General features: G+C 53.9%; 22 protein-coding genes and 1 riboswitch. Of the genes, 12 read left to right on the top strand and 10 right to left on the bottom strand.

Going from position 1 to position 24,573, the window contains the following annotated elements:
- The first annotated feature begins 207 nt into the window (after window positions 1-207).
- From secE to rpoC, 8 genes are all read left to right on the top strand, one after another.
- Complete coding sequence (gene secE / locus HVX64_RS21645; protein ID WP_012907759.1) at window positions 208-591, top strand: preprotein translocase subunit SecE; 384 nt, start codon at window positions 208-210, stop codon at window positions 589-591.
- A gap of 1 nt (window position 592) precedes the next feature.
- Complete coding sequence (gene nusG, locus HVX64_RS21640) at window positions 593-1,138, top strand: transcription termination/antitermination protein NusG (protein WP_003862341.1); 546 nt, start codon at window positions 593-595, stop codon at window positions 1,136-1,138.
- 157 nt (window positions 1,139-1,295) lie between these two features.
- Window positions 1,296-1,724 carry a 50S ribosomal protein L11 gene (gene rplK / locus HVX64_RS21635; protein WP_012133815.1) on the top strand — a complete coding sequence of 143 codons (429 nt, stop codon included), beginning with the start codon at window positions 1,296-1,298 and terminating at the stop codon, window positions 1,722-1,724.
- Window positions 1,725-1,727: 3 nt separating this feature from the next.
- The gene (gene rplA / locus HVX64_RS21630; RefSeq protein ID WP_042998969.1) at window positions 1,728-2,432 is read left to right on the top strand and encodes a 50S ribosomal protein L1; all 705 of its coding nucleotides are present in this window, start codon (window positions 1,728-1,730) and stop codon (window positions 2,430-2,432) included.
- 336 nt (window positions 2,433-2,768) lie between these two features.
- Entirely contained in the window at window positions 2,769-3,266 is a 498-nt protein-coding gene (gene rplJ / locus HVX64_RS21625; protein WP_042293041.1) for a 50S ribosomal protein L10, read from the top strand.
- Window positions 3,267-3,332: 66 nt separating this feature from the next.
- A complete protein-coding gene (rplL, locus tag HVX64_RS21620) occupies window positions 3,333-3,698 on the top strand; it encodes a 50S ribosomal protein L7/L12 (protein WP_012133812.1) in 366 nt (121 codons plus the stop codon).
- 319 nt (window positions 3,699-4,017) lie between these two features.
- A complete protein-coding gene (rpoB, locus tag HVX64_RS21615) occupies window positions 4,018-8,046 on the top strand; it encodes a DNA-directed RNA polymerase subunit beta (protein ID WP_044256801.1) in 4,029 nt (1,342 codons plus the stop codon).
- A 76-nt stretch (window positions 8,047-8,122) separates the two neighbouring features.
- On the top strand, window positions 8,123-12,346 hold the full coding sequence (gene rpoC / locus HVX64_RS21610) for a DNA-directed RNA polymerase subunit beta' (RefSeq protein WP_042998971.1): 4,224 nt from the start codon (window positions 8,123-8,125) through the stop codon (window positions 12,344-12,346).
- 94 nt (window positions 12,347-12,440) lie between these two features.
- Here rpoC and HVX64_RS21605 read toward each other — a convergent pair whose 3' ends face one another.
- The 10 genes from HVX64_RS21605 to HVX64_RS21560 all read right to left on the bottom strand — a co-directional run bounded on the left by HVX64_RS21605 (window position 12,441) and on the right by HVX64_RS21560 (window position 21,236).
- Window positions 12,441-12,758, bottom strand: a complete 318-nt coding sequence (locus HVX64_RS21605; RefSeq protein WP_042998972.1) for a PTS lactose/cellobiose transporter subunit IIA — start codon at window positions 12,756-12,758, stop codon at window positions 12,441-12,443.
- 1 nt (window position 12,759) lies between these two features.
- Window positions 12,760-13,068: a PTS sugar transporter subunit IIB gene (locus HVX64_RS21600; RefSeq protein WP_042998973.1), complete on the bottom strand. Its 309-nt coding sequence runs from the start codon at window positions 13,066-13,068 to the stop codon at window positions 12,760-12,762.
- Window positions 13,069-13,249: 181 nt separating this feature from the next.
- Entirely contained in the window at window positions 13,250-14,788 is a 1,539-nt protein-coding gene (locus HVX64_RS21595; RefSeq protein WP_044256802.1) for a sensor domain-containing diguanylate cyclase, read from the bottom strand.
- A 343-nt stretch (window positions 14,789-15,131) separates the two neighbouring features.
- Window positions 15,132-16,265 carry a 2-iminoacetate synthase ThiH gene (thiH, locus tag HVX64_RS21590; protein ID WP_044256803.1) on the bottom strand — a complete coding sequence of 378 codons (1,134 nt, stop codon included), beginning with the start codon at window positions 16,263-16,265 and terminating at the stop codon, window positions 15,132-15,134.
- A complete protein-coding gene (gene thiG, locus HVX64_RS21585) occupies window positions 16,262-17,032 on the bottom strand; it encodes a thiazole synthase (protein WP_044256804.1) in 771 nt (256 codons plus the stop codon). The genes thiH and thiG overlap by 4 nt, the downstream gene beginning before the upstream one ends.
- A 1-nt stretch (window position 17,033) precedes the next feature.
- Complete coding sequence (thiS, locus tag HVX64_RS21580; RefSeq protein ID WP_042998977.1) at window positions 17,034-17,234, bottom strand: sulfur carrier protein ThiS; 201 nt, start codon at window positions 17,232-17,234, stop codon at window positions 17,034-17,036.
- Window positions 17,215-17,973, bottom strand: coding sequence for a HesA/MoeB/ThiF family protein (locus tag HVX64_RS21575; protein WP_042998978.1), 759 nt, complete (start codon window positions 17,971-17,973; stop codon window positions 17,215-17,217). The genes thiS and HVX64_RS21575 overlap by 20 nt, the downstream gene beginning before the upstream one ends.
- Window positions 17,966-18,601 carry a thiamine phosphate synthase gene (gene thiE / locus HVX64_RS21570; protein ID WP_042998979.1) on the bottom strand — a complete coding sequence of 212 codons (636 nt, stop codon included), beginning with the start codon at window positions 18,599-18,601 and terminating at the stop codon, window positions 17,966-17,968. Before thiE ends, HVX64_RS21575 begins: the two co-directional genes overlap by 8 nt.
- A complete protein-coding gene (gene thiC / locus HVX64_RS21565) occupies window positions 18,601-20,502 on the bottom strand; it encodes a phosphomethylpyrimidine synthase ThiC (RefSeq protein ID WP_044256805.1) in 1,902 nt (633 codons plus the stop codon). The genes thiE and thiC overlap by 1 nt, the downstream gene beginning before the upstream one ends.
- Window positions 20,503-20,587: 85 nt before the next feature.
- Window positions 20,588-20,697: riboswitch (TPP riboswitch) on the bottom strand.
- Window positions 20,698-20,747: 50 nt separating this feature from the next.
- Complete coding sequence (locus tag HVX64_RS21560; RefSeq protein ID WP_042998981.1) at window positions 20,748-21,236, bottom strand: Rsd/AlgQ family anti-sigma factor; 489 nt, start codon at window positions 21,234-21,236, stop codon at window positions 20,748-20,750.
- A gap of 97 nt (window positions 21,237-21,333) precedes the next feature.
- On the opposite strand from HVX64_RS21560, the gene nudC reads away from it, so the two are divergent.
- Genes nudC through HVX64_RS21540 form a run of 4 tightly spaced genes read left to right on the top strand, consistent with a single transcriptional unit; the run spans window position 21,334 to window position 24,526 of the window.
- On the top strand, window positions 21,334-22,107 hold the full coding sequence (nudC, locus tag HVX64_RS21555; RefSeq protein WP_044256807.1) for an NAD(+) diphosphatase: 774 nt from the start codon (window positions 21,334-21,336) through the stop codon (window positions 22,105-22,107).
- Window positions 22,108-22,148: 41 nt separating this feature from the next.
- Entirely contained in the window at window positions 22,149-23,213 is a 1,065-nt protein-coding gene (gene hemE / locus HVX64_RS21550) for a uroporphyrinogen decarboxylase (protein WP_042998983.1), read from the top strand.
- A 9-nt stretch (window positions 23,214-23,222) separates the two neighbouring features.
- The gene (nfi, locus tag HVX64_RS21545; RefSeq protein WP_181825158.1) at window positions 23,223-23,894 is read left to right on the top strand and encodes a deoxyribonuclease V; all 672 of its coding nucleotides are present in this window, start codon (window positions 23,223-23,225) and stop codon (window positions 23,892-23,894) included.
- Window positions 23,895-23,935: 41 nt separating this feature from the next.
- Window positions 23,936-24,526, top strand: coding sequence for a YjaG family protein (locus HVX64_RS21540; RefSeq protein WP_042998985.1), 591 nt, complete (start codon window positions 23,936-23,938; stop codon window positions 24,524-24,526).
- The last annotated feature ends 47 nt before the right edge of the window (window positions 24,527-24,573 follow it).

Below are 24,573 nucleotides of genomic sequence, written 5' to 3'. Positions count from 1 at the left end.
AAGGGCATCATTTGATGCCCTTTTTGCACGCTTTCGAACCAGAACCTGGCTCATCAGTGATTTTATTTGTCATAATCATTGCTGAGACAGGCTCTGAAGAGGGCGTTGAGCCCGGAATGCCCCAATGCATTTCGGCACAAGGTTGACTGGTTAGCCTCGCATTCGCGGGGTGAAATTATTTGTAGAATACTTCTGACAGGTTGGTTTATGAGTGCGAATACCGAAGCTCAAGGGAGCGGGCGTGGCCTGGAAGCGATAAAGTGGATCGTGGTTGTGGCATTGCTGCTCGTGGCAATTGTTGGCAACTATCTTTATCGTGACATGATGCTGCCGCTGCGTGCGCTGGCCGTAGTAATTCTGATTGCTGCAGCGGGTGGTGTCGCGCTGTTGACGACAAAAGGTAAAGCTACCGTTGCTTTTGCCCGCGAAGCGCGTACTGAAGTACGTAAGGTCATTTGGCCGACTCGCCAGGAAACATTGCACACCACGTTGATTGTGGCTGCGGTTACCGCAGTAATGTCACTGATCCTGTGGGGACTGGATGGTATTCTGGTTCGCCTGGTTTCCTTTATCACTGGCCTGAGGTTCTGAGATGTCTGAAGCTCCTAAAAAGCGCTGGTACGTCGTTCAGGCGTTTTCCGGTTTTGAAGGCCGCGTAGCAACATCGCTGCGTGAGCATATCAAATTACACAATATGGAAGAGTTGTTTGGCGAAGTCATGGTGCCGACCGAAGAAGTGGTTGAAATCCGTGGTGGTCAGCGCCGTAAGAGCGAGCGTAAATTCTTCCCGGGTTACGTGCTGGTTCAGATGGTCATGAATGACGCGAGCTGGCACCTGGTGCGTAGCGTACCGCGTGTGATGGGCTTTATCGGCGGTACATCTGACCGTCCGGCGCCGATCAGCGACAAAGAAGTTGATGCGATTATGAATCGCCTGCAGCAGGTGGGTGATAAGCCGCGGCCGAAAACGCTGTTTGAACCGGGTGAGATGGTGCGTGTCAACGATGGTCCGTTTGCTGACTTTAATGGCGTCGTTGAAGAAGTGGACTATGAGAAGTCCCGCCTGAAAGTATCCGTTTCTATCTTCGGTCGTGCGACCCCGGTAGAACTGGACTTTGCACAGGTTGAAAAAGCCTAAGTAGCGATCAAAAAAGCGGCGATTTAATCGTTGCACAAGGCGTGAGATTGGAATACAATTTCGCGCCTTTTGTTTTTATGGGCCTGGCCCGTAGAACGAATTTTTATATCACGGGGAGCCTCTCTGAGGCGCTATCACCCAACAGAGGAAATTGAGAATGGCTAAGAAAGTCCAAGCCTACGTCAAGCTGCAGGTTGCAGCTGGTATGGCAAACCCGAGTCCGCCGGTTGGTCCTGCTCTGGGTCAACAGGGTGTTAACATCATGGAATTCTGCAAAGCGTTCAACGCTAAGACTGATTCCATCGAAAAAGGTCTGCCAATTCCGGTTGTTATCACCGTTTACGCTGACCGTTCTTTCACCTTCATTACCAAAACGCCTCCGGCAGCCGTTCTGCTGAAGAAAGCGGCTGGTATTAAGTCTGGTTCCGGTAAGCCGAACAAAGACAAAGTAGGTAAAATTTCCCGCGCTCAGCTGCAGGAAATCGCGCAGACCAAAGCTGCCGACATGACTGGTGCCGACATTGAAGCGATGACTCGCTCCATTGAAGGTACTGCACGTTCCATGGGCCTGGTAGTGGAGGACTAAGAAATGGCTAAACTGACCAAGCGCATGCGTGTGATCCGTGAGAAAGTTGATGCGACCAAACAGTACGACATCAACGAAGCTATCTCTCTGCTGAAAGAACTGGCTACCGCTAAGTTCGTTGAAAGCGTAGACGTTGCCGTTAACCTCGGCATCGATGCGCGTAAATCTGACCAGAACGTACGTGGTGCAACTGTACTGCCGCACGGTACTGGCCGTTCCGTTCGCGTAGCTGTATTTACCCAGGGTGCAAACGCTGAAGCTGCTAAAGCTGCTGGCGCTGAACTGGTAGGTATGGAAGATCTGGCTGAGCAGATCAAGAAAGGCGAAATGAACTTTGACGTGGTTATTGCTTCTCCGGATGCAATGCGCGTTGTTGGCCAACTGGGCCAGGTTCTGGGTCCGCGTGGCCTGATGCCAAACCCGAAAGTGGGTACCGTAACGCCGAACGTTGCTGAAGCAGTTAAGAACGCTAAAGCGGGTCAGGTTCGTTACCGTAACGACAAAAACGGCATCATCCACACTACCATCGGTAAAGTGGATTTTGACGCTGACAAACTGAAAGAAAACCTGGAAGCTCTGCTGGTTGCGCTGAAGAAAGCAAAACCGACTCAGGCGAAAGGCGTGTACATCAAGAAAATCAGCATCTCCACCACCATGGGTGCTGGTGTTGCCGTTGATCAGGCTGGTCTGAGCGCTTCTGCGAACTAAGATTAGCTTTACGTGGGCGGTGGATTTGTCTACAATTCTACCCCCACGTTTCTGTTGAAAGAGACAGACACTCTGCAAGTCATTTGAATTGCGGTTCGAAAGACGAAGCATAGAACAGATTTGTTCGTTGGAGCCTGGCCTAATCCAGGCCTCCGTCGAAGACCGCAGGTGTTTCGTAAGAAACTTAATCCCCTGCGTAGACGGTGACAGAACGCTAAGATTATTTTTGGATACTCTGGCTTGTTTCTGCTCACCGTATTAAGACGCTCTTTTCGTTGGAAAGAGTGAAGTGAGTTCCGGAACATGAGTTCCGGCAAACATCCAGGAGCAAAGCTAATGGCTTTAAATCTTCAAGACAAACAAGCGATTGTTGCTGAAGTCAGCGAAGTAGCCAAAGGCGCGCTGTCTGCAGTAGTTGCGGATTCCCGTGGCGTGACTGTAGATAAAATGACTGAACTGCGTAAAGCAGGTCGTGAAGCTGGCGTTTACATGCGTGTTGTTCGTAACACCCTGCTGCGTCGTGCTGTTGAAGGTTCTCCGTTCGAGTGCCTGAAAGACACGTTTGTTGGTCCGACCCTGATTGCATACTCTATGGAACACCCGGGCGCTGCTGCTCGTCTGTTCAAAGAGTTCGCGAAAGCGAATGCAAAATTTGAGGTCAAAGCCGCTGCCTTTGAAGGTGAGCTGATCCCGGCGTCTCAGATCGACCGCCTGGCAACTCTGCCGACCTACGAAGAAGCAATTGCACGCCTGATGGCAACCATGAAAGAAGCTTCGGCTGGCAAACTGGTTCGTACTCTGGCTGCTGTACGCGATGCGAAAGAAGCTGCTTAATCGCAGTTATCTTTTTAAAGCATCTGCTTACGTATAAACTTATTCTGATATTCAGGAACAATTTAAATGTCTATCACTAAAGATCAAATCATTGAAGCAGTATCCGCTATGTCCGTAATGGACGTTGTAGAACTGATCTCTGCAATGGAAGAAAAATTCGGTGTTTCCGCTGCTGCTGCTGTTGCTGTAGCTGCTGGCCCGGTTGAAGCTGCTGAAGAAAAAACTGAATTCGACGTAATTCTGAAAGCTGCTGGCGCTAACAAAGTTGCTGTAATCAAAGCAGTACGTGGCGCAACTGGCCTGGGTCTGAAAGAAGCTAAAGACCTGGTAGAATCTGCTCCGGCCGCTCTGAAAGAAGGCGTGAGCAAAGATGACGCAGAAGCACTGAAAAAATCTCTGGAAGAAGCTGGCGCTGAAGTTGAAGTTAAATAAGCCAACCCTTCCGGTTGCAGCCTGAGAAATTAGGCTGATGGCTGGTGACTTTTTGGTCACCAGCCTTTTTGCGCTGTAAGGCGCCAGTAGCGTTTCACACTGTTTGACTACTGCTGTGCCTTTCAATGCTTGTTTCTATCGACGACTTAATATACTGCGACAGAGCGTCCGTTCTGTGTAAATCGCAATGAAATGGTTTAAGCGTGATAGCAACAGGCATTGCGGAAAGTATTCGATTTTCCGGTCAACAAAATAGTGTTGCACAAACTGTCCGCTCAATGGACAGATGGGTCGACTTGTCAGCGAGCTGAGGAACCCTATGGTTTACTCCTATACCGAGAAAAAACGTATTCGTAAGGATTTTGGTAAACGTCCACAAGTTCTGGATGTGCCTTATCTCCTTTCTATCCAGCTTGACTCGTTTCAGAAGTTTATCGAGCAAGATCCTGAGGGGCAGTATGGTCTGGAAGCCGCCTTCCGTTCCGTATTCCCGATTCAGAGCTATAGCGGTAATTCCGAGCTGCAATACGTCAGCTACCGTCTTGGCGAACCGGTGTTTGACGTTCAGGAATGTCAGATCCGTGGCGTGACCTATTCCGCACCGCTGCGCGTAAAACTGCGTCTGGTGATCTACGAGCGCGAAGCGCCGGAAGGCACCGTTAAAGACATTAAAGAACAAGAAGTCTACATGGGCGAAATTCCGCTCATGACCGACAACGGTACCTTTGTTATCAACGGTACTGAGCGTGTTATCGTTTCTCAGCTGCACCGTAGTCCGGGCGTCTTCTTTGACTCCGACAAAGGTAAAACCCACTCTTCGGGTAAAGTGCTGTATAACGCGCGCATCATTCCTTACCGTGGTTCCTGGCTGGACTTCGAATTCGATCCGAAGGACAACCTGTTCGTACGTATCGACCGTCGCCGTAAACTGCCTGCGACCATTATTCTGCGTGCGCTGAACTACACCACTGAGCAGATCCTGGATCTGTTCTTCGAAAAAGTGATTTTCGAGATTCGCGACAACAAGCTGCAGATGGAGCTGGTGCCTGAACGTCTGCGTGGTGAAACCGCCTCCTTCGATATCGAAGCGAACGGTAAAATCTACGTTGAAAAAGGCCGCCGCATCACTGCGCGTCACATCCGCCAACTGGAAAAAGACGATATCAAACATATCGAAGTTCCGGTTGAGTACATTGCGGGCAAAGTGGCTGCGAAAGATTACGTTGACGAATCCACTGGCGAGCTGATCTGCCCGGCGAACATGGAGCTGAGCCTGGATCTGCTGGCTAAGCTGAGCCAGTCTGGCCACAAACGTATCGAAACCCTGTTCACCAACGATCTGGATCACGGCCCGTACATTTCTGAAACCGTACGCGTCGACCCAACTAACGATCGTCTGAGCGCGCTGGTAGAAATCTACCGCATGATGCGCCCGGGTGAGCCGCCGACACGTGAAGCGGCTGAAAGCCTGTTTGAGAACCTGTTCTTCTCTGAAGACCGTTATGACCTGTCTGCGGTCGGTCGTATGAAGTTCAACCGTTCTCTGCTGCGCGACGAAATCGAAGGTTCCGGTATCCTGAGCAAAGACGACATCATCGAAGTGATGAAGAAGCTCATCGATATCCGTAACGGTAAAGGCGAAGTCGATGATATCGACCACCTCGGCAACCGTCGTATCCGTTCCGTAGGCGAAATGGCGGAAAACCAATTCCGCGTTGGCCTGGTACGTGTTGAGCGTGCGGTGAAAGAGCGTCTGTCTCTGGGCGATCTGGATACCCTGATGCCTCAGGACATGATCAACGCCAAACCGATTTCTGCAGCAGTGAAAGAGTTCTTCGGTTCCAGCCAGCTGTCTCAGTTTATGGACCAGAACAACCCGCTGTCTGAGATTACGCACAAACGTCGTATCTCTGCCCTCGGCCCAGGCGGTCTGACGCGTGAGCGTGCTGGCTTTGAAGTTCGAGACGTACACCCGACGCACTATGGTCGCGTATGTCCAATCGAAACGCCTGAAGGTCCGAACATCGGTCTGATCAACTCCCTGTCCGTGTACGCACAGACTAACGAATATGGCTTCCTCGAGACGCCGTATCGTCGCGTGGTTGATGGCATTGTGACAGATGAGATTCATTACCTGTCTGCTATTGAAGAAGGTAACTTCGTTATCGCTCAGGCGAACTCCAACCTGGATGACGATGGCCACTTCGTAGAAGATCTGGTGACCTGCCGTAGCAAAGGTGAATCCAGCCTGTTCAGCCGTGACCAGGTTGACTACATGGACGTTTCCACTCAGCAGGTGGTTTCCGTCGGTGCGTCCCTGATCCCATTCCTGGAACACGATGACGCCAACCGTGCATTGATGGGTGCGAACATGCAACGTCAGGCGGTTCCGACTCTGCGCGCTGATAAGCCGCTGGTAGGTACCGGTATGGAACGTGCTGTTGCCGTTGACTCCGGTGTTACTGCGGTGGCTAAACGTGGCGGTACCGTTCAGTACGTGGATGCTTCCCGTATCGTTATCAAAGTTAACGAAGACGAGATGTACCCGGGCGAAGCGGGTATCGACATCTACAACCTGACCAAATACACCCGTTCTAACCAGAACACCTGTATCAACCAGATGCCGTGTGTCTCTCTGGGCGAGCCGGTTGAACGTGGTGATGTACTGGCAGACGGTCCGTCCACCGACCTCGGTGAACTGGCGCTCGGTCAGAACATGCGCGTCGCGTTCATGCCGTGGAACGGTTACAACTTCGAAGACTCCATCCTCGTTTCCGAGCGTGTTGTCCAGGAAGACCGTTTCACCACCATCCACATTCAGGAACTGGCGTGCGTGTCCCGTGACACCAAGCTGGGGCCGGAAGAGATCACTGCTGACATCCCGAACGTGGGTGAAGCTGCGCTCTCTAAACTGGATGAATCCGGTATCGTTTACATCGGTGCGGAAGTGACCGGTGGCGACATTCTGGTGGGTAAGGTAACGCCGAAAGGTGAAACCCAGCTGACGCCAGAAGAAAAACTGCTGCGTGCGATCTTCGGTGAGAAAGCGTCTGACGTTAAAGACTCTTCTCTGCGCGTACCAAACGGTGTTTCCGGTACGGTTATCGACGTTCAGGTCTTTACTCGCGATGGCGTAGAAAAAGACAAACGTGCGCTGGAAATCGAAGAGATGCAGCTGAAGCAGGCGAAGAAAGACCTGTCTGAAGAACTGCAGATCCTCGAAGCTGGCCTGTTCAGCCGTATCTATGCTGTGCTGGTTGCCGGTGGTGTTGAAGCTGAGAAGCTCGACAAACTGCCTCGCGATCGCTGGCTGGAACTCGGCCTGACCGATGAAGAGAAACAAAATCAGCTGGAACAACTGGCTGAGCAGTACGACGAACTGAAACACGAGTTCGAGAAAAAACTCGAAGCGAAACGCCGCAAAATCACCCAAGGCGACGATCTGGCACCGGGCGTGCTGAAGATTGTTAAGGTCTATCTGGCCGTTAAACGCCGTATCCAGCCTGGTGACAAGATGGCAGGTCGTCACGGTAACAAGGGTGTCATTTCTAAGATCAACCCGATCGAAGATATGCCGCACGATGCTAACGGTACGCCGGTAGATATCGTACTGAACCCGCTGGGCGTACCGTCTCGTATGAACATCGGTCAGATTCTGGAAACCCACCTGGGTATGGCTGCGAAAGGTATCGGCGATAAGATCAACGCCATGCTGAAACAGCAGCAGGAAGTCGCGAAACTGCGCGAGTTCATCCAGCGTGCGTACGATCTGGGCGCTGATGTTCGTCAGAAAGTTGACCTGAATACCTTCAGCGATGAAGAAGTTCTGCGTCTGGCTGAAAACCTGCGCAAAGGTATGCCAATCGCAACGCCGGTGTTCGACGGTGCGAAAGAAGCGGAAATTAAAGAGCTGCTGAAACTGGGTGACCTGCCGACTTCCGGTCAGATCACGCTGTTCGACGGCCGTACGGGTGAGCAGTTCGAGCGTCCGGTAACCGTAGGTTACATGTACATGCTGAAACTGAACCACCTGGTCGACGATAAGATGCACGCTCGTTCCACCGGTTCCTACAGCCTGGTTACTCAGCAGCCGCTGGGTGGTAAGGCGCAGTTCGGTGGTCAGCGCTTCGGGGAGATGGAGGTGTGGGCGCTGGAAGCATACGGCGCGGCATACACCCTGCAGGAAATGCTCACCGTTAAGTCTGATGACGTGAACGGCCGTACTAAGATGTATAAGAACATCGTAGATGGCAACCATCAGATGGAACCGGGCATGCCGGAATCCTTCAACGTACTGTTGAAAGAGATTCGTTCGCTGGGTATCAACATCGAACTGGAAGACGAGTAATTCTCGCTCAAACAGGTCACTGCTGCCGGGATAACACCCGGCAGCGGAATGTGCTAACTCCGACGGGAGCAAATCCGTGAAAGACTTATTAAAGTTTCTGAAAGCGCAAACTAAAACCGAAGAGTTTGATGCGATCAAAATTGCTCTGGCTTCGCCAGACATGATCCGTTCATGGTCTTTCGGTGAAGTTAAGAAGCCGGAAACCATTAACTACCGTACGTTCAAACCTGAGCGTGACGGCCTTTTCTGCGCCCGTATCTTTGGGCCGGTAAAAGACTATGAGTGCCTGTGCGGTAAGTACAAGCGCCTGAAACACCGCGGTGTGATCTGTGAGAAGTGCGGCGTTGAAGTGACCCAGACTAAAGTACGCCGTGAGCGTATGGGCCACATCGAGCTGGCGTCCCCGACTGCTCACATCTGGTTCCTGAAATCTCTGCCGTCCCGTATCGGCCTGTTGCTCGATATGCCGCTGCGCGATATCGAACGCGTACTGTACTTCGAATCCTATGTGGTTATCGAAGGCGGTATGACCAATCTGGAACGCCAGCAGATCCTGACTGAAGAACAGTATCTGGATGCGCTGGAAGAGTTCGGTGACGAATTTGACGCGAAGATGGGTGCGGAAGCGATCCAGGCCTTGCTGAAGAGCATGGATCTGGAGCAAGAGTGTGAAACTCTGCGTGAAGAGCTGAACGAAACCAACTCCGAAACCAAGCGTAAGAAGCTGACCAAGCGTATTAAGCTGCTGGAAGCGTTCGTTCAGTCTGGCAATAAGCCGGAGTGGATGATCCTGACCGTTCTGCCGGTTCTGCCGCCAGATCTGCGTCCGCTGGTTCCGCTGGATGGTGGTCGTTTCGCCACGTCGGATCTGAACGATCTGTATCGTCGCGTGATCAACCGTAACAACCGTCTGAAACGTCTGCTGGATCTGGCTGCGCCGGACATCATCGTACGCAACGAAAAACGTATGCTGCAGGAAGCGGTTGACGCCCTGCTGGATAACGGTCGTCGCGGTCGTGCGATCACCGGTTCTAACAAACGTCCTCTGAAATCTTTGGCCGATATGATCAAAGGTAAACAGGGTCGTTTCCGTCAGAACCTGCTCGGTAAGCGTGTTGACTACTCCGGTCGTTCTGTTATCACCGTAGGTCCATACCTGCGTCTGCACCAGTGCGGTCTGCCGAAGAAAATGGCACTGGAGCTGTTCAAACCGTTCATCTACGGCAAGCTGGAACTGCGTGGCCTCGCCACCACCATCAAAGCCGCGAAGAAAATGGTTGAGCGTGAAGAAGCTGTCGTTTGGGATATCCTGGACGAAGTGATCCGCGAACACCCGGTACTGCTGAACCGTGCACCAACACTGCACCGTCTGGGTATCCAGGCGTTTGAACCTGTTCTTATCGAAGGTAAAGCTATCCAGCTGCACCCGCTGGTTTGTGCGGCATATAACGCCGACTTCGATGGTGACCAGATGGCTGTTCACGTACCGCTGACGCTGGAAGCCCAGCTCGAAGCGCGTGCGCTGATGATGTCTACCAACAACATCCTGTCCCCGGCGAACGGCGAACCTATCATCGTTCCGTCTCAGGACGTTGTACTGGGTCTGTACTACATGACCCGTGACTGTGTTAACGCCAAAGGCGAAGGCATGGTGCTGACTGGCCCGAAAGAAGCTGAGCGTATTTATCGCGCTGGCCTGGCCTCTCTGCATGCGCGCGTTAAAGTGCGTATCACCGAATACGAAAAAGATGCTAACGGCGAGTTCGTTGCGAAAACCAGCCTGATTGATACGACGGTAGGTCGTGCAATCCTGTGGATGATCGTACCGAAAGGTCTGCCTTTCTCCATCGTCAACCAGGCGCTGGGTAAGAAAGCGATCTCCAAAATGCTGAACACCTGTTACCGCATTCTGGGTCTGAAGCCGACCGTTATCTTCGCTGACCAGACAATGTATACCGGCTTTGCTTATGCAGCGCGTTCAGGTGCATCCGTTGGTATCGATGACATGGTCATCCCGGAGAAAAAACACGAGATCATCTCTGAAGCGGAAGCTGAAGTGGCTGAGATCCAGGAACAGTTCCAGTCTGGTCTGGTTACCGCCGGCGAACGCTATAACAAAGTTATCGATATCTGGGCTGCGGCGAACGATCGTGTATCCAAAGCGATGATGGATAACCTGCAAACCGAAACCGTGATTAACCGTGACGGTCAGGAAGAGCAGCAGGTTTCCTTCAACAGCATCTACATGATGGCCGATTCCGGTGCGCGTGGTTCTGCTGCACAGATTCGTCAGCTGGCGGGTATGCGTGGTCTGATGGCGAAGCCGGATGGCTCCATCATCGAAACGCCGATCACCGCGAACTTCCGTGAAGGTCTGAACGTACTCCAGTACTTCATTTCCACGCACGGTGCGCGTAAAGGTCTGGCGGATACCGCACTGAAAACAGCGAACTCCGGTTACCTGACGCGTCGTCTGGTTGACGTTGCACAGGATCTGGTTGTTACCGAAGACGACTGTGGCACGCTGGAAGGTATCACCATGACCCCGGTTATCGAGGGTGGTGATGTTAAAGAGCCATTGCGCGATCGCGTTCTGGGTCGTGTAACCGCAGAAGACATTCTGAAGCCGGGTACGGCGGATATTCTGGTTCCGCGCAACACGCTGCTGCATGAACAGTGGTGTGATCTGCTGGAAGCGAACTCCGTTGACTCTGTGAAAGTTCGCTCTGTTGTATCCTGTGACACCGACTTTGGTGTATGTGCGCACTGCTATGGTCGTGACCTGGCGCGTGGCCACATCATCAACAAAGGTGAAGCTATCGGCGTTATCGCGGCACAGTCCATCGGTGAGCCGGGTACACAGCTGACGATGCGTACGTTCCACATCGGTGGTGCGGCATCTCGTGCGGCTGCTGAATCCAGCATCCAGGTGAAAAACAAAGGTAGCATCCGTCTGAGCAATGCGAAGTCGGTTGTGAACTCCAGCGGTAAACTGGTGATCACCTCCCGTAACACTGAGCTGAAACTGATCGACGAATTCGGTCGTACCAAAGAAAGCTATAAAGTGCCTTACGGCTCTGTGATGGCGAAAGGTGATGGTGAGCAGGTTGCCGGCGGTGAAACCGTAGCAAACTGGGATCCGCACACCATGCCGGTTATCACGGAAGTGAGTGGTTTTGTCCGCTTCACTGACATGATCGACGGCCAGACCATTACGCGTCAGACCGACGAGTTAACCGGTCTGTCTTCTCTGGTGGTTCTGGATTCCGCAGAACGTACTACCGGTGGTAAAGATCTGCGTCCTGCACTGAAAATCGTTGATGCTCAGGGTAACGACGTACTGATCCCGGGTACCGACATGCCTGCGCAGTACTTCCTGCCGGGTAAAGCGATTGTTCAGTTGGAAGATGGCGTACAGATCAGTTCTGGTGACACCCTGGCGCGTGTTCCGCAGGAATCCGGCGGTACCAAGGACATCACCGGTGGTCTGCCGCGCGTTGCGGACCTGTTCGAAGCACGTCGTCCGAAAGAGCCGGCAATCCTGGCTGAAATCAGCGGTATTATTTCCTTCGGTAAAGAAACCAAAGGGAAACGTCGTCTGGTTATCACCCCGGTAGACGGTAGCGATCCGTACGAAGAGATGATTCCGAAATGGCGTCAGCTCAACGTGTTCGAAGGTGAACGTGTAGAACGTGGTGACGTGGTTTCCGACGGTCCGGAAGCGCCGCACGACATTCTGCGTCTGCGTGGTGTTCATGCTGTAACTCGTTACATCGTTAACGAAGTTCAGGACGTATACCGTCTGCAGGGCGTTAAGATTAACGATAAACACATCGAAGTTATCGTTCGTCAGATGCTGCGTAAAGCCACCATCGAAAGCGCTGGTAGCTCCGACTTCCTGGAAGGCGAACAGGTTGAATACTCCCGCGTCAAGATCGCTAACCGCGAACTGGAAGCGAACGGCAAAGTGGGCGCCACGTTCTCCCGCGATCTGCTGGGTATCACCAAAGCGTCTCTGGCAACCGAGTCGTTCATCTCTGCCGCATCGTTCCAGGAGACCACGCGTGTCCTGACCGAAGCAGCCGTTGCGGGTAAACGCGACGAACTGCGTGGCCTGAAAGAGAACGTTATCGTAGGTCGTCTGATCCCGGCGGGTACCGGTTATGCGTACCACCAGGATCGTATGCGTCGCCGTGCTGCGGGTGAACTTCCGGCTGCACCGCAGGTGACTGCAGAAGATGCCTCTGCCAGCCTGGCAGAACTGCTGAACGCAGGTCTGGGTGGTTCTGACAACGAGTAATCGTTGACTGCCTGACAGTAAAAAACCCGCTTCGGCGGGTTTTTTTATGGCGTTTTTGTAGGCCCGGTAAGCGTAGCGCCACCAGGCTTTTTTATCAGTTTGCCAGCGGGATTCGGCGATACAGTTCAATCATGTCACCTGCCAGATCCTGAATCACCATCGCGTTCATCAGATGGTCCTGCGAGTGGACGGTGATCAGATTCACCGGCAGCTTACCGGTTCCTTCATCGATCCCGATCAGTTGCGTCTGGATTTTATGCGCCAGTTTGACGTAATCGCGTGACTCTTCCATCGCCTGTTCGGCACCGGCAAAGTCGCCTTTGCGAGCCAGTTGCAGGGCGGTCAATGCCTGGCTTCGTGCGGCTCCGGCATTAACCAGCAGTTCCATAATGATGGTTTCTAACTCTTCCATGTTAGGGCTCCATCAGCTTCAGGGCTTTTTCCAGCACGGCATCGCCTTTCATCATGCCGTAATCCATCATGTCGATCACGGCGACTTTCTTACCGAGCGGATCGGCCAGCGCCTGCAATTTTGCCTGCTCATACTTGACCTGTGGGCCGAGCAGAACGATGTCCGCCGTGGCAATATTCTCTTTAAACTCTGCGACAGGCACAGCCTTGATCGTCACTTCGATCCCTTTCTTCTGAGCGGCATCTTTCATTCGTTGTACCAGCATGCTGGTGGACATACCGGCGGCACAGCATAAAACGATATTCTTCATAGTTCGCTCTCACGGTTCCATTGATACTTCATCTTTAGTCCGACCGAGTGATGAGAACAACCGCCTTACCGCGAATGTGTGTAAAGCATCACAAAGAAATCGCACAAATAATGAAACCGGTTGCGGTTTTTCTCAAAATGAAAAAAAGCCCGTCATAACGGGCGTTGCAGAGAGGGGATGATCAGCGATTCGCGACAATAATCCGGTTTTTTCCTTCCTGTTTGGCTTTGTATAGCGCTTCATCTACACGCATGATCAGCTGTTCCTGCGCTTCCAGATTCCATTCCCCGAGTCCGGCGCTAAAGGTGACGTGCAGACCCTCTTCACGCCATGAGCGCTGCGCGACCTCAATGCGCCAGCGTTCCAGTAGGGTATGCGCGTTGTTCAATTGCTCACCCGAGAACAGCACGGCAAACTCCTCACCGCCATAGCGATAGACAGAAACGGCGGCGGGTTGCATGATCTGAATCCCTTCGCGCGCGACGTTACGCAGGACGATGTCGCCATTCAAATGTCCCCAGGTATCATTGATAAATTTAAAATTATCAATATCCACCAGTGCCAGAACGAACGGTTGGTGATCGTTCATCAGCGCGGCGATATCGCTGTCAAAAGCGCGGCGGTTTTTACAACCGGTCAGGGCATCAATGGTCGCCTGTCGAACGTAAGCCAGTTCGCGCTCCTTATTGGACTCGATAGCTTTGCTCAGCATTGCTTCAAGGCGCGGTGCGCGTTTCACATCGCCGGTCTTGATTGCGTTGATGATATTCATCAGCACCGTGCGTGAAGCGTGGCGAAGATAGAGACCAAACAGCGCAATGATGATCGCCGCAAGGGCAAATCCCCAGACCACAATGTTGGTCTCATGACGTGTCAGATCGACGAGGGTTGTATCTGAAACCCGATAAATCACAAACCAGTCCGGGTTGGTGAACGAATAGTAGTAGTACCAGTCCTGAGTGTCCGGGTCGTACAGATGTCCTTCACCGCTGGTCATCCGGCTCATGGTTTTTTTACTGACATACTGTTTAAACAGCGCGCCTGTATCCGGATGCAGTACCACTTTTCCATCACGGTCGACCACATAGAACTCGCCCTGGACGGGAGCCACCATCTGGCGCAATGCGTAACCCATTGACGTCAGATCAAGATGAAACGCAATCGTACCTTTCATTTTCCCTTCGGGAGAGATGACCGGTTTGTAGATCGTCACCGTAGGGTGGTGCGTAAAATAGTCAATGTAGGGGGCGGTATAGTTGCTAAAGGTACTGGCTTCAGCCTGATCCATAAACCAGGGACGCGATTTCACGTCGAATGTTGTGCTGCGTTCGGTATTTAGCACCTGGGGCGCGCGCAGGTAATGGCCTTCTATATCTACCAATGAGATCGAGGAGACTGAGGGCATCAGCGTCTGCAATTGCATGATGGTTTTCAGACCCTGTTCCGGGTCAAGGTTAACCGTGTCGTTCAGGTGGTCATTACGAGAAAAGTAGGTCGCCGCCCGGCCAAGGATATAATCATTTTCGCGTAGCAAAGACTCGGTATAGTTCACCGCCAGGTTATGGGTGAAGTTCCGATTTATGCCATGATAATCTTCAAGAAAATCATTCTTCTGCGTAAAAGTTATGAATATGGCGATCAATAAAAAGCTGAGTATGATCCCCGTAAAGCTCACCAATATTGGCGTCGTGAATGAAAGTTTTCTGTTATGACGTGCCATTACTGTACTTATCCAGAAAGTGTAAATCCCGAAGAGAAGTGCGAAGTGAAGCCAACAATGTGGCTCTGCATATCAGGAAGAATGTAGGCAATTATAATCTCGCTGATATAAGTCGAGGTGATTTATCTTAAGAAGTGTACACCCCAGTGGCCATTTTTGGCTGAAATTGGTGTTTTATCTCGCTGATTTCGGTGAAGGCAGGGCGAAACGAGGAAGAAGCTCTTCGCCCTGGACAGCGTTAAGGCTGACGGTGATACGTTAAAAAAGTGAGAGGCTAACAACAACCTCTCATTTTCTCTCTTTCGTCGCGGCTCGTAAAATGGTTACCCGTTTGCAAGGCGGTTCATCGCCTTTGCGAAGCGCGCCCCAGATACGCATCCCAGTCTTTCCATACCGGCTGAAGCCCCTGCGCGGAAAGCGCATCGGCGACAGTTTCGGGACGGCGGTTGTCATGTGGCGCGAACTGTTCCAGTTCAGGATGATTGTCCGCATACCCGCCAGGCTGGGTTTTCGAGAACGCGCTGACGTTGTTAATCGCCAGCGGGATCACGTGGTCTCGAAACCAGGGCGACTCCCGCGTCGACAACGACAGCTCAATTTCCGGTGCCAGCAGACGGAACGCGCAAATGGTTTGTACCAGTTGGCGCTCATCCATGATTGAGGCGGGCTCAATACCGCCAGCGCACGGACGCAGGCGCGGGAACGAAATCGAGTAGCGGCTTTGCCAGTAGTGCTGCTGAAGCCACAGCAAATGCTCTGCAACCATATAGCAGTCCACCCGCCAGTTGTCGGAAAGACCAATCAGCGCCCCGAGGCCGATTTTGTCGATACCGGCGCGCCCCAGTCGGTCCGGGGTTTCCAGCCGCCAGAAGAAATCCTGTTTTTTCCCCTTCAGATGGTGCTGCGCGTACATCGCGTCGTGATACGTTTCCTGATAGACCATCACGCCGTCGAGTCCCAGCGTTTTCAGTTCGGCATATTCCGCCTCGGCTAACGGTTGAACTTCCATCTGTAATGACGAAAACTGCTGGCGAATGGTGGGCAAGTGGCGACGGAAATAGTCCATTCCGACCTTTGCCTGATGCTCGCCGGTGACCAGCAGGAGATGTTCGAAACCCAGCTCGCGGATCGCCGCACACTCCCGGATAATGTCCGTTTCATTCAGCGTCTTGCGCTTGATGCGGTTACTCATCGAAAAACCGCAGTAGGTACAGTCGTTAGCGCACAGATTGGAGAGATACAGCGGGACGTAAAAACTCACCGTATTGCCGAAGCGCTGGCGGGTCAGCGTCTGCGCCCGCTGTGCCAGCGGTTCAAGGTATGCGCTCGCGGCAGGTGACAGCAGTGCCATCATATCGTCGCGGCTGGGGTGGGGGGCATTTAGCGCCCGCTCAACGTCAGCGGACGTTTTGCTGTTGATGCGCAGGCGGATGTCGTCCCAGTCGAGTTGCTGCCAGCGGTCGGTGAACGTTTTCATACCGGGATCTCCAGAAAACCGGTCAGTGGGCTGGTGGCCTGCGCCTGACGGCTGCGACTACCCGGTCCTGCCTGACGCGCCAGAAGGCCGGCTTCTACCGCCAGACGGAAAGCGCGGGCCATCATCACCGGATCGTCCGCCACGGCAATCGCCGTATTCACCAGCACGGCGTCCGCGCCCATTTCCAGCGCCTGCGTGGCGTGGCTGGGTACGCCGATTCCGGCATCCACCACGACCGGAACGGTGGACTGCTGGATAATAATCTCCAGCATGGCCCGGGTTTCCAGCCCCTGATTAGAGCCAATCGGCGCGCCGAGCGGCATTACTGCCGCACAGCCCACCTCTTCCAGCCGTTTACACAGCACCGGATCCGCACCGCAGTAAGGCAGCACCACAAATCCTTGTTTTACCAGTGCCTCGGCGGCTTTCAGCGTTTCAATGGGGTCCGGCAGCAACCAGCGCGCATCGGGATGAATTTCCAGCTTCAGCCAATGGGTACCGAGCGCCTCGCGCGCAAGCTGTGCGGCAAAGATTGCCTCTTCTGCCGTTTTCGCCCCGGAGGTGTTGGGCAACAGCGTGACGCCCGCGTCGATAAGAGGAGCCAGGATGGCGTCATTATGCTGGCGCAAATCCACTCGCTTCATGGCCAGCGTCACCAGTTGGCTACCGGAGGCGCGGATCGCGTCAATCATTAATGCTGGTGATGCAAACTTACCCGTGCCCGTGAACAGATGCGAATCAAACGTTTTATCTGCAATTCGTAACATTTCAACCCCCCGCGATAACCTGAAAAAGCAGGATCTGGTCGCCTTCCTGCACGATGTGCTGCTCCCACTGCTCGCGGGGCAGGATCTGTTGATTCAGCGCCAGTGCGGCGCCGGGTTTTAACTGATTCAATTGCGTCAGCAGTGTATGCACGGAGAGTCCTTCTGCACACTGCATTGGCTCATCATTGAACTGTATTCGCATGTCGCCCTCCACACACTGGGCACCCGCTGGCGCGGCGTAATGCCAGGCTGCGCCACTGGCTGGTTTTGCCGTCAAACAGGCGCAATTCGCCGCCGGGTATCTCCATACCGCTTAGGAGCTTGATTGCCTCGAGTGCCTGCAGGGTCCCCATCATCCCGACGACGGGGCCGACAACGCCTGCGGTACGGCAATTGCGTTCGGGTTCCGCGTCATCCGGCCATAAGCAGCGATAGCAGCCTTGTGACCAGGGCGGCGTCAACACCATCAACTGGCCGCCAAAACCGACCGCGCTGGCGGTGATCAGCGGGGTATCGAGCGCCACGCAGGCGGCGTTAATTTCCTGACGCGTCGCCATGTTGTCGGTGCAGTCGAGCACGACATCCGCTTGCGCCACTGCATGCCTGAGCGCCTCTCCACTCAGACGCTGCGTCAGCGAGAGCAGTTCGATATCCGGATTGAGTCGTGCCAGCCGCTGCTGTGCAACCTGCGATTTAGCGCGGGCAATGTCATCCGTGGTGAACAGGATCTGCCGCTGCAGGTTGCTGAGATGAACCTCATCGTCGTCAGCCAGCACCAGCGTGCCGACACCGGCTCCTGCCAGATACAGCGCGGCCGGTGAGCCTAATCCGCCCAGCCCGACGATCAGCACACGGCTGGCAAGCAGCTTTTGCTGACCGTCAATGGCGATATCGCCCAGCAGGATCTGACGGCTATAGCGCATAAAGTCACGGTCATTCATCGCCTGCTCCTGCTATCGCCAGCAATTGCGCGGTGGCCGCCCGCCAGTCTTCGGCCTGGGTAATGGCGCTGACCACCGCAATACTCCCTACACCAGTCGCCAGCACGGCGGGGGCGCGCTCCAGGCTGATACCGCCAATGGCGACGGTAGGATAATCATTCAGACGATTGATATGCCGTGCGAGTTGTTCCAGTCCTTGCGGCGCGGACGGCATCTGCTTAGTCTGCGTCGGGAAAACGTGGCCCAGCGCGATGTAGGAGGGACGTGCCGCCAGCGCTACGTCGATCTCCATATCGTCGTGTGTCGAGACGCCCAGGCGTAATCCCGCCGCCTGAATCGCCTTCAGTTCGGTGGTTTCCAGATCTTCCTGACCCAGATGCACGCCATAGGCGCGGTGTTTGATCGCCAGCCGCCAGTAATCGTTAATAAACAGACGGGCGTTGTATTTCCGCCCCAGTTTGATGGCGGCCACCACATCGGCTTCCACCTCTTCATCACGCTTATCTTTGATGCGCAACTGGAGCGTACGCACGCCCGCATCCAGTAGGCGTTCAATCCACGTTACGCTGTCGACAACCGGATAGAGGCCCAGGCGAAAAGGAACCGTTGGGAAATCGGGTTGAATCATCAGACTTCCTCCCGCTTGAGGTAGATTTCTCCGCCTTTGGCGCGGAAGTTTTCTGACATATCCGCCATCCCCACTTCGATGGTCTGCGCGGCGGCGTAGTCACGGACTTCCTGACTGATTTTCATTGAGCAGAATTTCGGGCCGCACATGGAGCAGAAGTGCGCGACTTTGCCGGATTCCTGCGGCAGGGTTTCATCGTGGTAAGCGCGGGCGGTAAACGGATCGAGCGCCAGATTAAACTGGTCTTCCCAGCGGAATTCAAAGCGCGCTTTGGACATCGCGTTATCACGGATTTGCGCCCCCGGATGCCCTTTCGCCAGATCGGCGGCATGGGCGGCAATCTTGTAGGTAATCAGCCCCTGTTTCACATCTTCTTTGTTTGGCAGGCCAAGGTGTTCTTTCGGGGTGACATAGCAGAGCATCGCGCAGCCAAACCAGCCGATCATCGCTGCGCCAATTCCCGAGGTGAAATGGTCGTAACCCGGTGCGATATCAGTGGTCAGCGGGCCTAAGGTGTAGAATGGCGCTTCATGACAGTGCTCCAGCTCTTCGGTCATGTTGCGACGGATCATCTGCATCGGCACATGGCCCGGACCTTCAATCATCACCTGCACGTCATACTCCCAGGCGATTTTGGTCAGTTCGCCCAGTGTGTGCAGTTCTGAGAACTGTGCCTCGTCGTTGGCGTCCTGAAGGGAACCCGGACGCAGGCCATCGCCGAGCGACAGCGACACGTCATAGGCAGCGCAGATTTCACAAATCTCGCGGAAGTGCTGGAAGAGGAAGTTCTCTTTGTGATGAGAGAGACACCATTTCGCCATAATGGACCCTCCGCGCGAGACAATCCCTGTCAGGCGTTTCGCGGTCATCGGCACATAGCGCAGCAGCACTCCGGCATGAATGGTGAAGTAGTCCACCCCCTGTTCGGCCTGCTCCAGCAGCGTATCGCGGAAGGCTTCCCACGTCAGATCTTCGGCGATCCCGTTGACCTTCTCCAGCGCCTGGTAGATCGGAACGGTACCGATCGGCACCGGGCTGTTGCGCAGGATCCATTCGCGGGTTTCATGGATATAGCGACCGGTGGAGAGGTCCATTACGGTGTCCGCTCCCCAGCGCGTTGACCACACCAGTTTCTCCACTTCTTCTTCGATGGAGGAGGTGACGGCAGAGTTGCCGATATTGGCGTTCACCTTCACCAGGAAATTACGCCCGATAATCATCGGTTCCGATTCCGGGTGATTGATGTTGGCGGGGATGATAGCTCGTCCAGCGGCCACTTCATCACGCACAAATTCCGGCGTGATGTTCTCCGGCAGGCGTGCGCCAAATCCTTCACCCGGATGCTGCTGGCGTAACACTTCACTGCGGATGCGTTCACGGCCCATGTTTTCACGAATGGCGATAAACTCCATTTCCGGGGTTACGATACCCTGGCGCGCGTAGTGCAGTTGCGTCACGCATTTGCCTGCTTTCGCGCGTTTTGGCGTCAGCAAACCGGTGAAACGCAGTTCATCCAGACCGTCGTCGGCCAGACGTTCTTTGGTATAGACAGAGCTGCGGTCAGTTAAGGCTTCGCTGTCGTTACGCGCATCAATCCACGGCTGGCGCAGCTTTGTCAGCCCCTGCTGGACGTTAATTGCCACATCCGGATCACCATACGGACCGGAGGTGTCGTACACCGGAATCGCTTCGTTCTCTTCAAACTGCGGTTCCGCTTTGCTGCCGCCGATGAGCGTTGGGCTAAGCTGAATTTCCCGCATCGGGACGCGAAGATCGTGTTGTGAACCGGTGATGTAGATCCGTTTTGAGTTCGGGAAGGCTGTGCCTTCCAGCGTATCGATAAAGTGTTGTGCTTGCGCGCGCTGTTCGCGGCGGGACAATTTAGGGGTAGTTGCAGACATAGCTCATTCCAAAAAAGTAAGGAGATGGCTTGTCAGACGACGGATGAGTAATAGGTGTGCGACGCCCGTTAAGGCTTACGCATAAAGCAGAATTACTCTTGTTCCCTTCGCAGGTTTTAACCTGATCAGGTTCCGCGGATCCCGAATTAACGGTCTCAGCCGGTGTTTTCACACCAGGCACTCCGACAAGATGTAACCTCTGATAAGAGGCAATAGGGGTAAACTACGCGTTCTGTGCGCCGAACTCAAGCAGGACGTTTGATAACCGCATTGTCATGCATGGCGTCAAAGACCAGCATGATCAGCTTATCTTCTAGCGCAAATCGGGCTTCCAGCGCTTCGCCGAGATCGGATAAAACTTGTTGAAACTCCAGGCAGTTATCGTGATCAATCGCCGTTTCCAGACTGGAGTCATAGTAGTCCATGATGCGTTGTGTGTTAGCTTCCAGTAGCGGCCAAATTTTTGTCGCTTTTAAAAGCTGCCCGTTACCTTCCAATTTATGCAGAATACGTTCATAAATACTGAAGTGTCCGGTGGAGAGGTAGTCGACCAGGCTCTGACAAAAATCATCCAGCGCTTTTTCATTCAGTTGCATGTACGATTCTTTGCCAGGCTTAATGCCAACCAGATTGTAGTAAGCCACGAGCAGATGCTTACGTACATGTAGCCAGCGATCAACCAGTTTGTTACTTCCTCTGACGCGCTCTGTCAGGTCTTCCAGCTGGTTTAGCATGATTGACTCCGCAAGTGTAGATTTAAAAACTGCTCACGCAGGAATTGTAAAAATAATGTTATCAACATGCCAGTGAAGCAAAGGTAGTGCAAGAGCTATGGATCGTATAATTGAAAAATTAGATCACGGCTGGTGGATCGTCAGCCATGAGCAAAAATTATGGTTGCCTCATGGCGAATTGCCACACGGCGATGCGGCAACTTTCGATCTTGTCGGGCAGCCAGCGCTGCAAATCGGAGAGTGGGAAGGCGAACCCGTCTGGCTGGTGCAACAGCATCGGCGTCACGAGATGGGATCGGTTCGTCAGGTGATCAATCAGGATGTGGGGCTGTTTCAACTGGCGGGGCGCGGGGTACAGCTGGCTGAGTTTTATCGATCGCATAAATTCTGTGGCTACTGCGGGCACCTGATGCATCCGAGTAAAACCGAGTGGGCGATGCTCTGTACCCACTGCCGTGAACGTTACTATCCGCAAATCGCCCCCTGCATTATCGTCGCCATTCGCCGTGAGGATTCGATCCTGCTTGCCCAACACGTTCGCCATCGTAACGGCGTACATACCGTACTTGCCGGATTTGTTGAGGTGGGCGAAACCCTGGAACAGGCGGTGGCGCGTGAGGTGATGGAAGAGAGCGGCATTAAAATTAAAAACCTGCGCTATATCACCTCGCAGCCGTGGCCTTTCCCGATGTCGCTGATGACTGCGTTTATGGCGGAGTATGACAGTGGCGAGATTGTCATCGACCCGAAAGAGCTGCTGGAGGCTAACTGGTATCGCTACGATGATTTACCGCTCCTGCCGCCGCCTGGCACCGTCGCACGGCGTCTGATCGAAGATACCGTGGCAATGTGTCGGGCTGAGTATGAATGACATGATACACTGACGGCCTGACGCAATAAGGAACTGCAAAAATGACCGAACTGAAGAACGATCGTTATCTGCGTGCGCTGCTGCGCCAGCCCGTTGATGTCACCCCGGTATGGATGATGCGCCAGGCGGGCCGCTATTTACCGGAATATAAAGCCACCCGCGCAGAGGCGGGCGATTTTATGTCGCTGTGCAAAAATGCCGAGCTGGCCTGCGAAGTGACGCTCCAGCCGCTGCGCCGTTATCCGCTTGATGCGGCGATCCTCTTCTCGGATATCCTGACCATTCCGGATGCGATGGGGCTGGGGCTCTGGTTTGAAGCCGGCGAAGGTCCGCGTTTTACTGCACCGGTCGCCTGCAAAGCCGATGTCGACAAGCTGCCGGTTCCCGATCCGGAAGATGAACTGGGCTACGTGATGAACGCGGTACGCACGATTCGTCGCGAGCTAAAAGGCGATGTGCCGCTGATTGGCTTCTCCGGCAGTCCGTGGACGCTGGCGACCTACATGGTGGAAGGCGGAAGCAGCAAAGCCTTTACCGTGATTAAAAAGATGATGTATGCCGACCCGAAAACGCTGCATGCGCTACTTGATAAGCTGGCGAAGAGCGTCACGCTGTATCTGAATGCTCAAATCAAGGCGGGCGCGCAGTCGGTGATGATTTTCGACACCTGGGGTGGCGTGCTGACCGGACGCGATTATCAGCAGTTCTCGCTGTATTACATGCACAAAATTGTTGATGGCCTGCTGCGTGAAAACGACGGTCGCCGCGTGCCGGTGACGCTGTTTACTAAAGGTGGCGGACAGTGGCTGGAAGCGATGGCGGAAACCGGCTGCGATGCGCTCGGACTCGACTGGACCACCGATATTGCCGATGCACGTCGTCGCGTGGGACACAAGGTTGCTTTACAGGGCAACATGGATCCTTCCATGCTCTATGCGCCTACGGCGCGGATCGAAGAAGAAGTGGCGTCTATACTTTCTGGTTTCGGCCAGGGGGAAGGCCACGTCTTTAACCTCGGTCACGGCATCCACCAGGACGTGCCGCCAGAACATGCTGGCGCCTTTGTGGAGGCGGTGCACCGGCTGTCCGCGCAATACCACCGCTAAGGAGACCATATGGACCTCGCGTCGCTACGCGCTCAACAACTTGAACTGGCCTCATCTGTAATCCGCGTGGATCAACTTGATAACGATCCGCCGGATCTGATCGGCGGGGCAGACGTGGGGTTTGAACAGGGCGGAGAGGTGACGCGGGCGGCGATGGTTTTGCTGAAATATCCCTCGCTGGAACTGGTTGAATACAAAGTGGCGCGCATCGCCACCACCATGCCTTATATCCCCGGCTTTCTCTCCTTCCGTGAATATCCCGCGTTGCTGGCAGCGTGGGAGCAACTCTCGCAAAAACCCGATTTGCTCTTTGTGGATGGTCACGGTATTTCCCATCCGCGCCGTCTCGGCGTGGCCAGCCATTTCGGACTGTTGGTGGATGTGCCGACCATTGGTGTGGCGAAAAAACGATTGTGCGGCAAGTTCGAACCACTCTCTGCTGAACCTGGCGCACTGGCGCCGCTGATGGACAAAGATGAGCAACTGGCATGGGTCTGGCGCAGCAAAGCACGCTGTAATCCGCTGTTTATCGCTACGGGCCATCGTGTCGGGTTGGACAGCGCCCTGGCGTGGGTGCAGTGCTGTATGAAAGGCTACCGCCTGCCGGAGCCAACCCGCTGGGCGGATGCGGTGGCATCGGAACGTCCAGCATTTATGCGATGGCAGGAAATTCAGCCCTGATTGCGGTACACTGCCGCTAATTTCTGATTCGAGAATTCATCATGTTACAAAACCCGATTCATCTGCGTCTGGAACGTCTGGAAAGCTGGCAGCACGTCACGTTTATGGCCTGCCTGTGTGAGCGCATGTACCCGAACTATGCCATGTTCTGCCAACAGACCGGGTTTGGCGACGGACAGGTGTACCGCCGTATTCTGGACCTGATCTGGGAAACGCTGACGGTCAAAGACGCGAAAGTGAATTTCGACAGCCAACTGGAGAAGTTTGAAGAAGCGATCCCGGCGGCAGACGATTATGACTTGTATGGGGTTTATCCGGCCATTGATGCCTGCGTGGCGTTAAGCGAGCTGGTTCATTCCCGTTTGAGCGGTGAGACGCTGGAACACGCCATTGAAGTCAGCAAGACGTCCATCACTACGGTTGCGATGCTGGAAATGACCCAGGCAGGTCGAGAAATGAGCGATGAAGAGCTCAAAGATAACCCGGCGGTGGAGCAAGAGTGGGATATTCAGTGGGAAATATTCCGACTTTTAGCTGACTGTGAAGAACGCGACATTGAGCTGATAAAAGGGCTTAGAGCAGACCTGCGTGAGGCTGGCGAGAGCAATATCGGTATAAATTTGCAGCAGTAAGACACGAAAACGTGATTTAACTTCTGAATTGTCGTACCTGAAGGCTT

Source organism: Citrobacter sp. RHB20-C16 (assembly GCF_013890155.1).
In the GTDB taxonomy this organism is placed as follows: domain Bacteria; phylum Pseudomonadota; class Gammaproteobacteria; order Enterobacterales; family Enterobacteriaceae; genus Citrobacter_A; species Citrobacter_A amalonaticus.
Note: the sequence above shows the minus strand (reverse complement) of the source record. Positions and strands in the feature narration are given on the sequence as shown.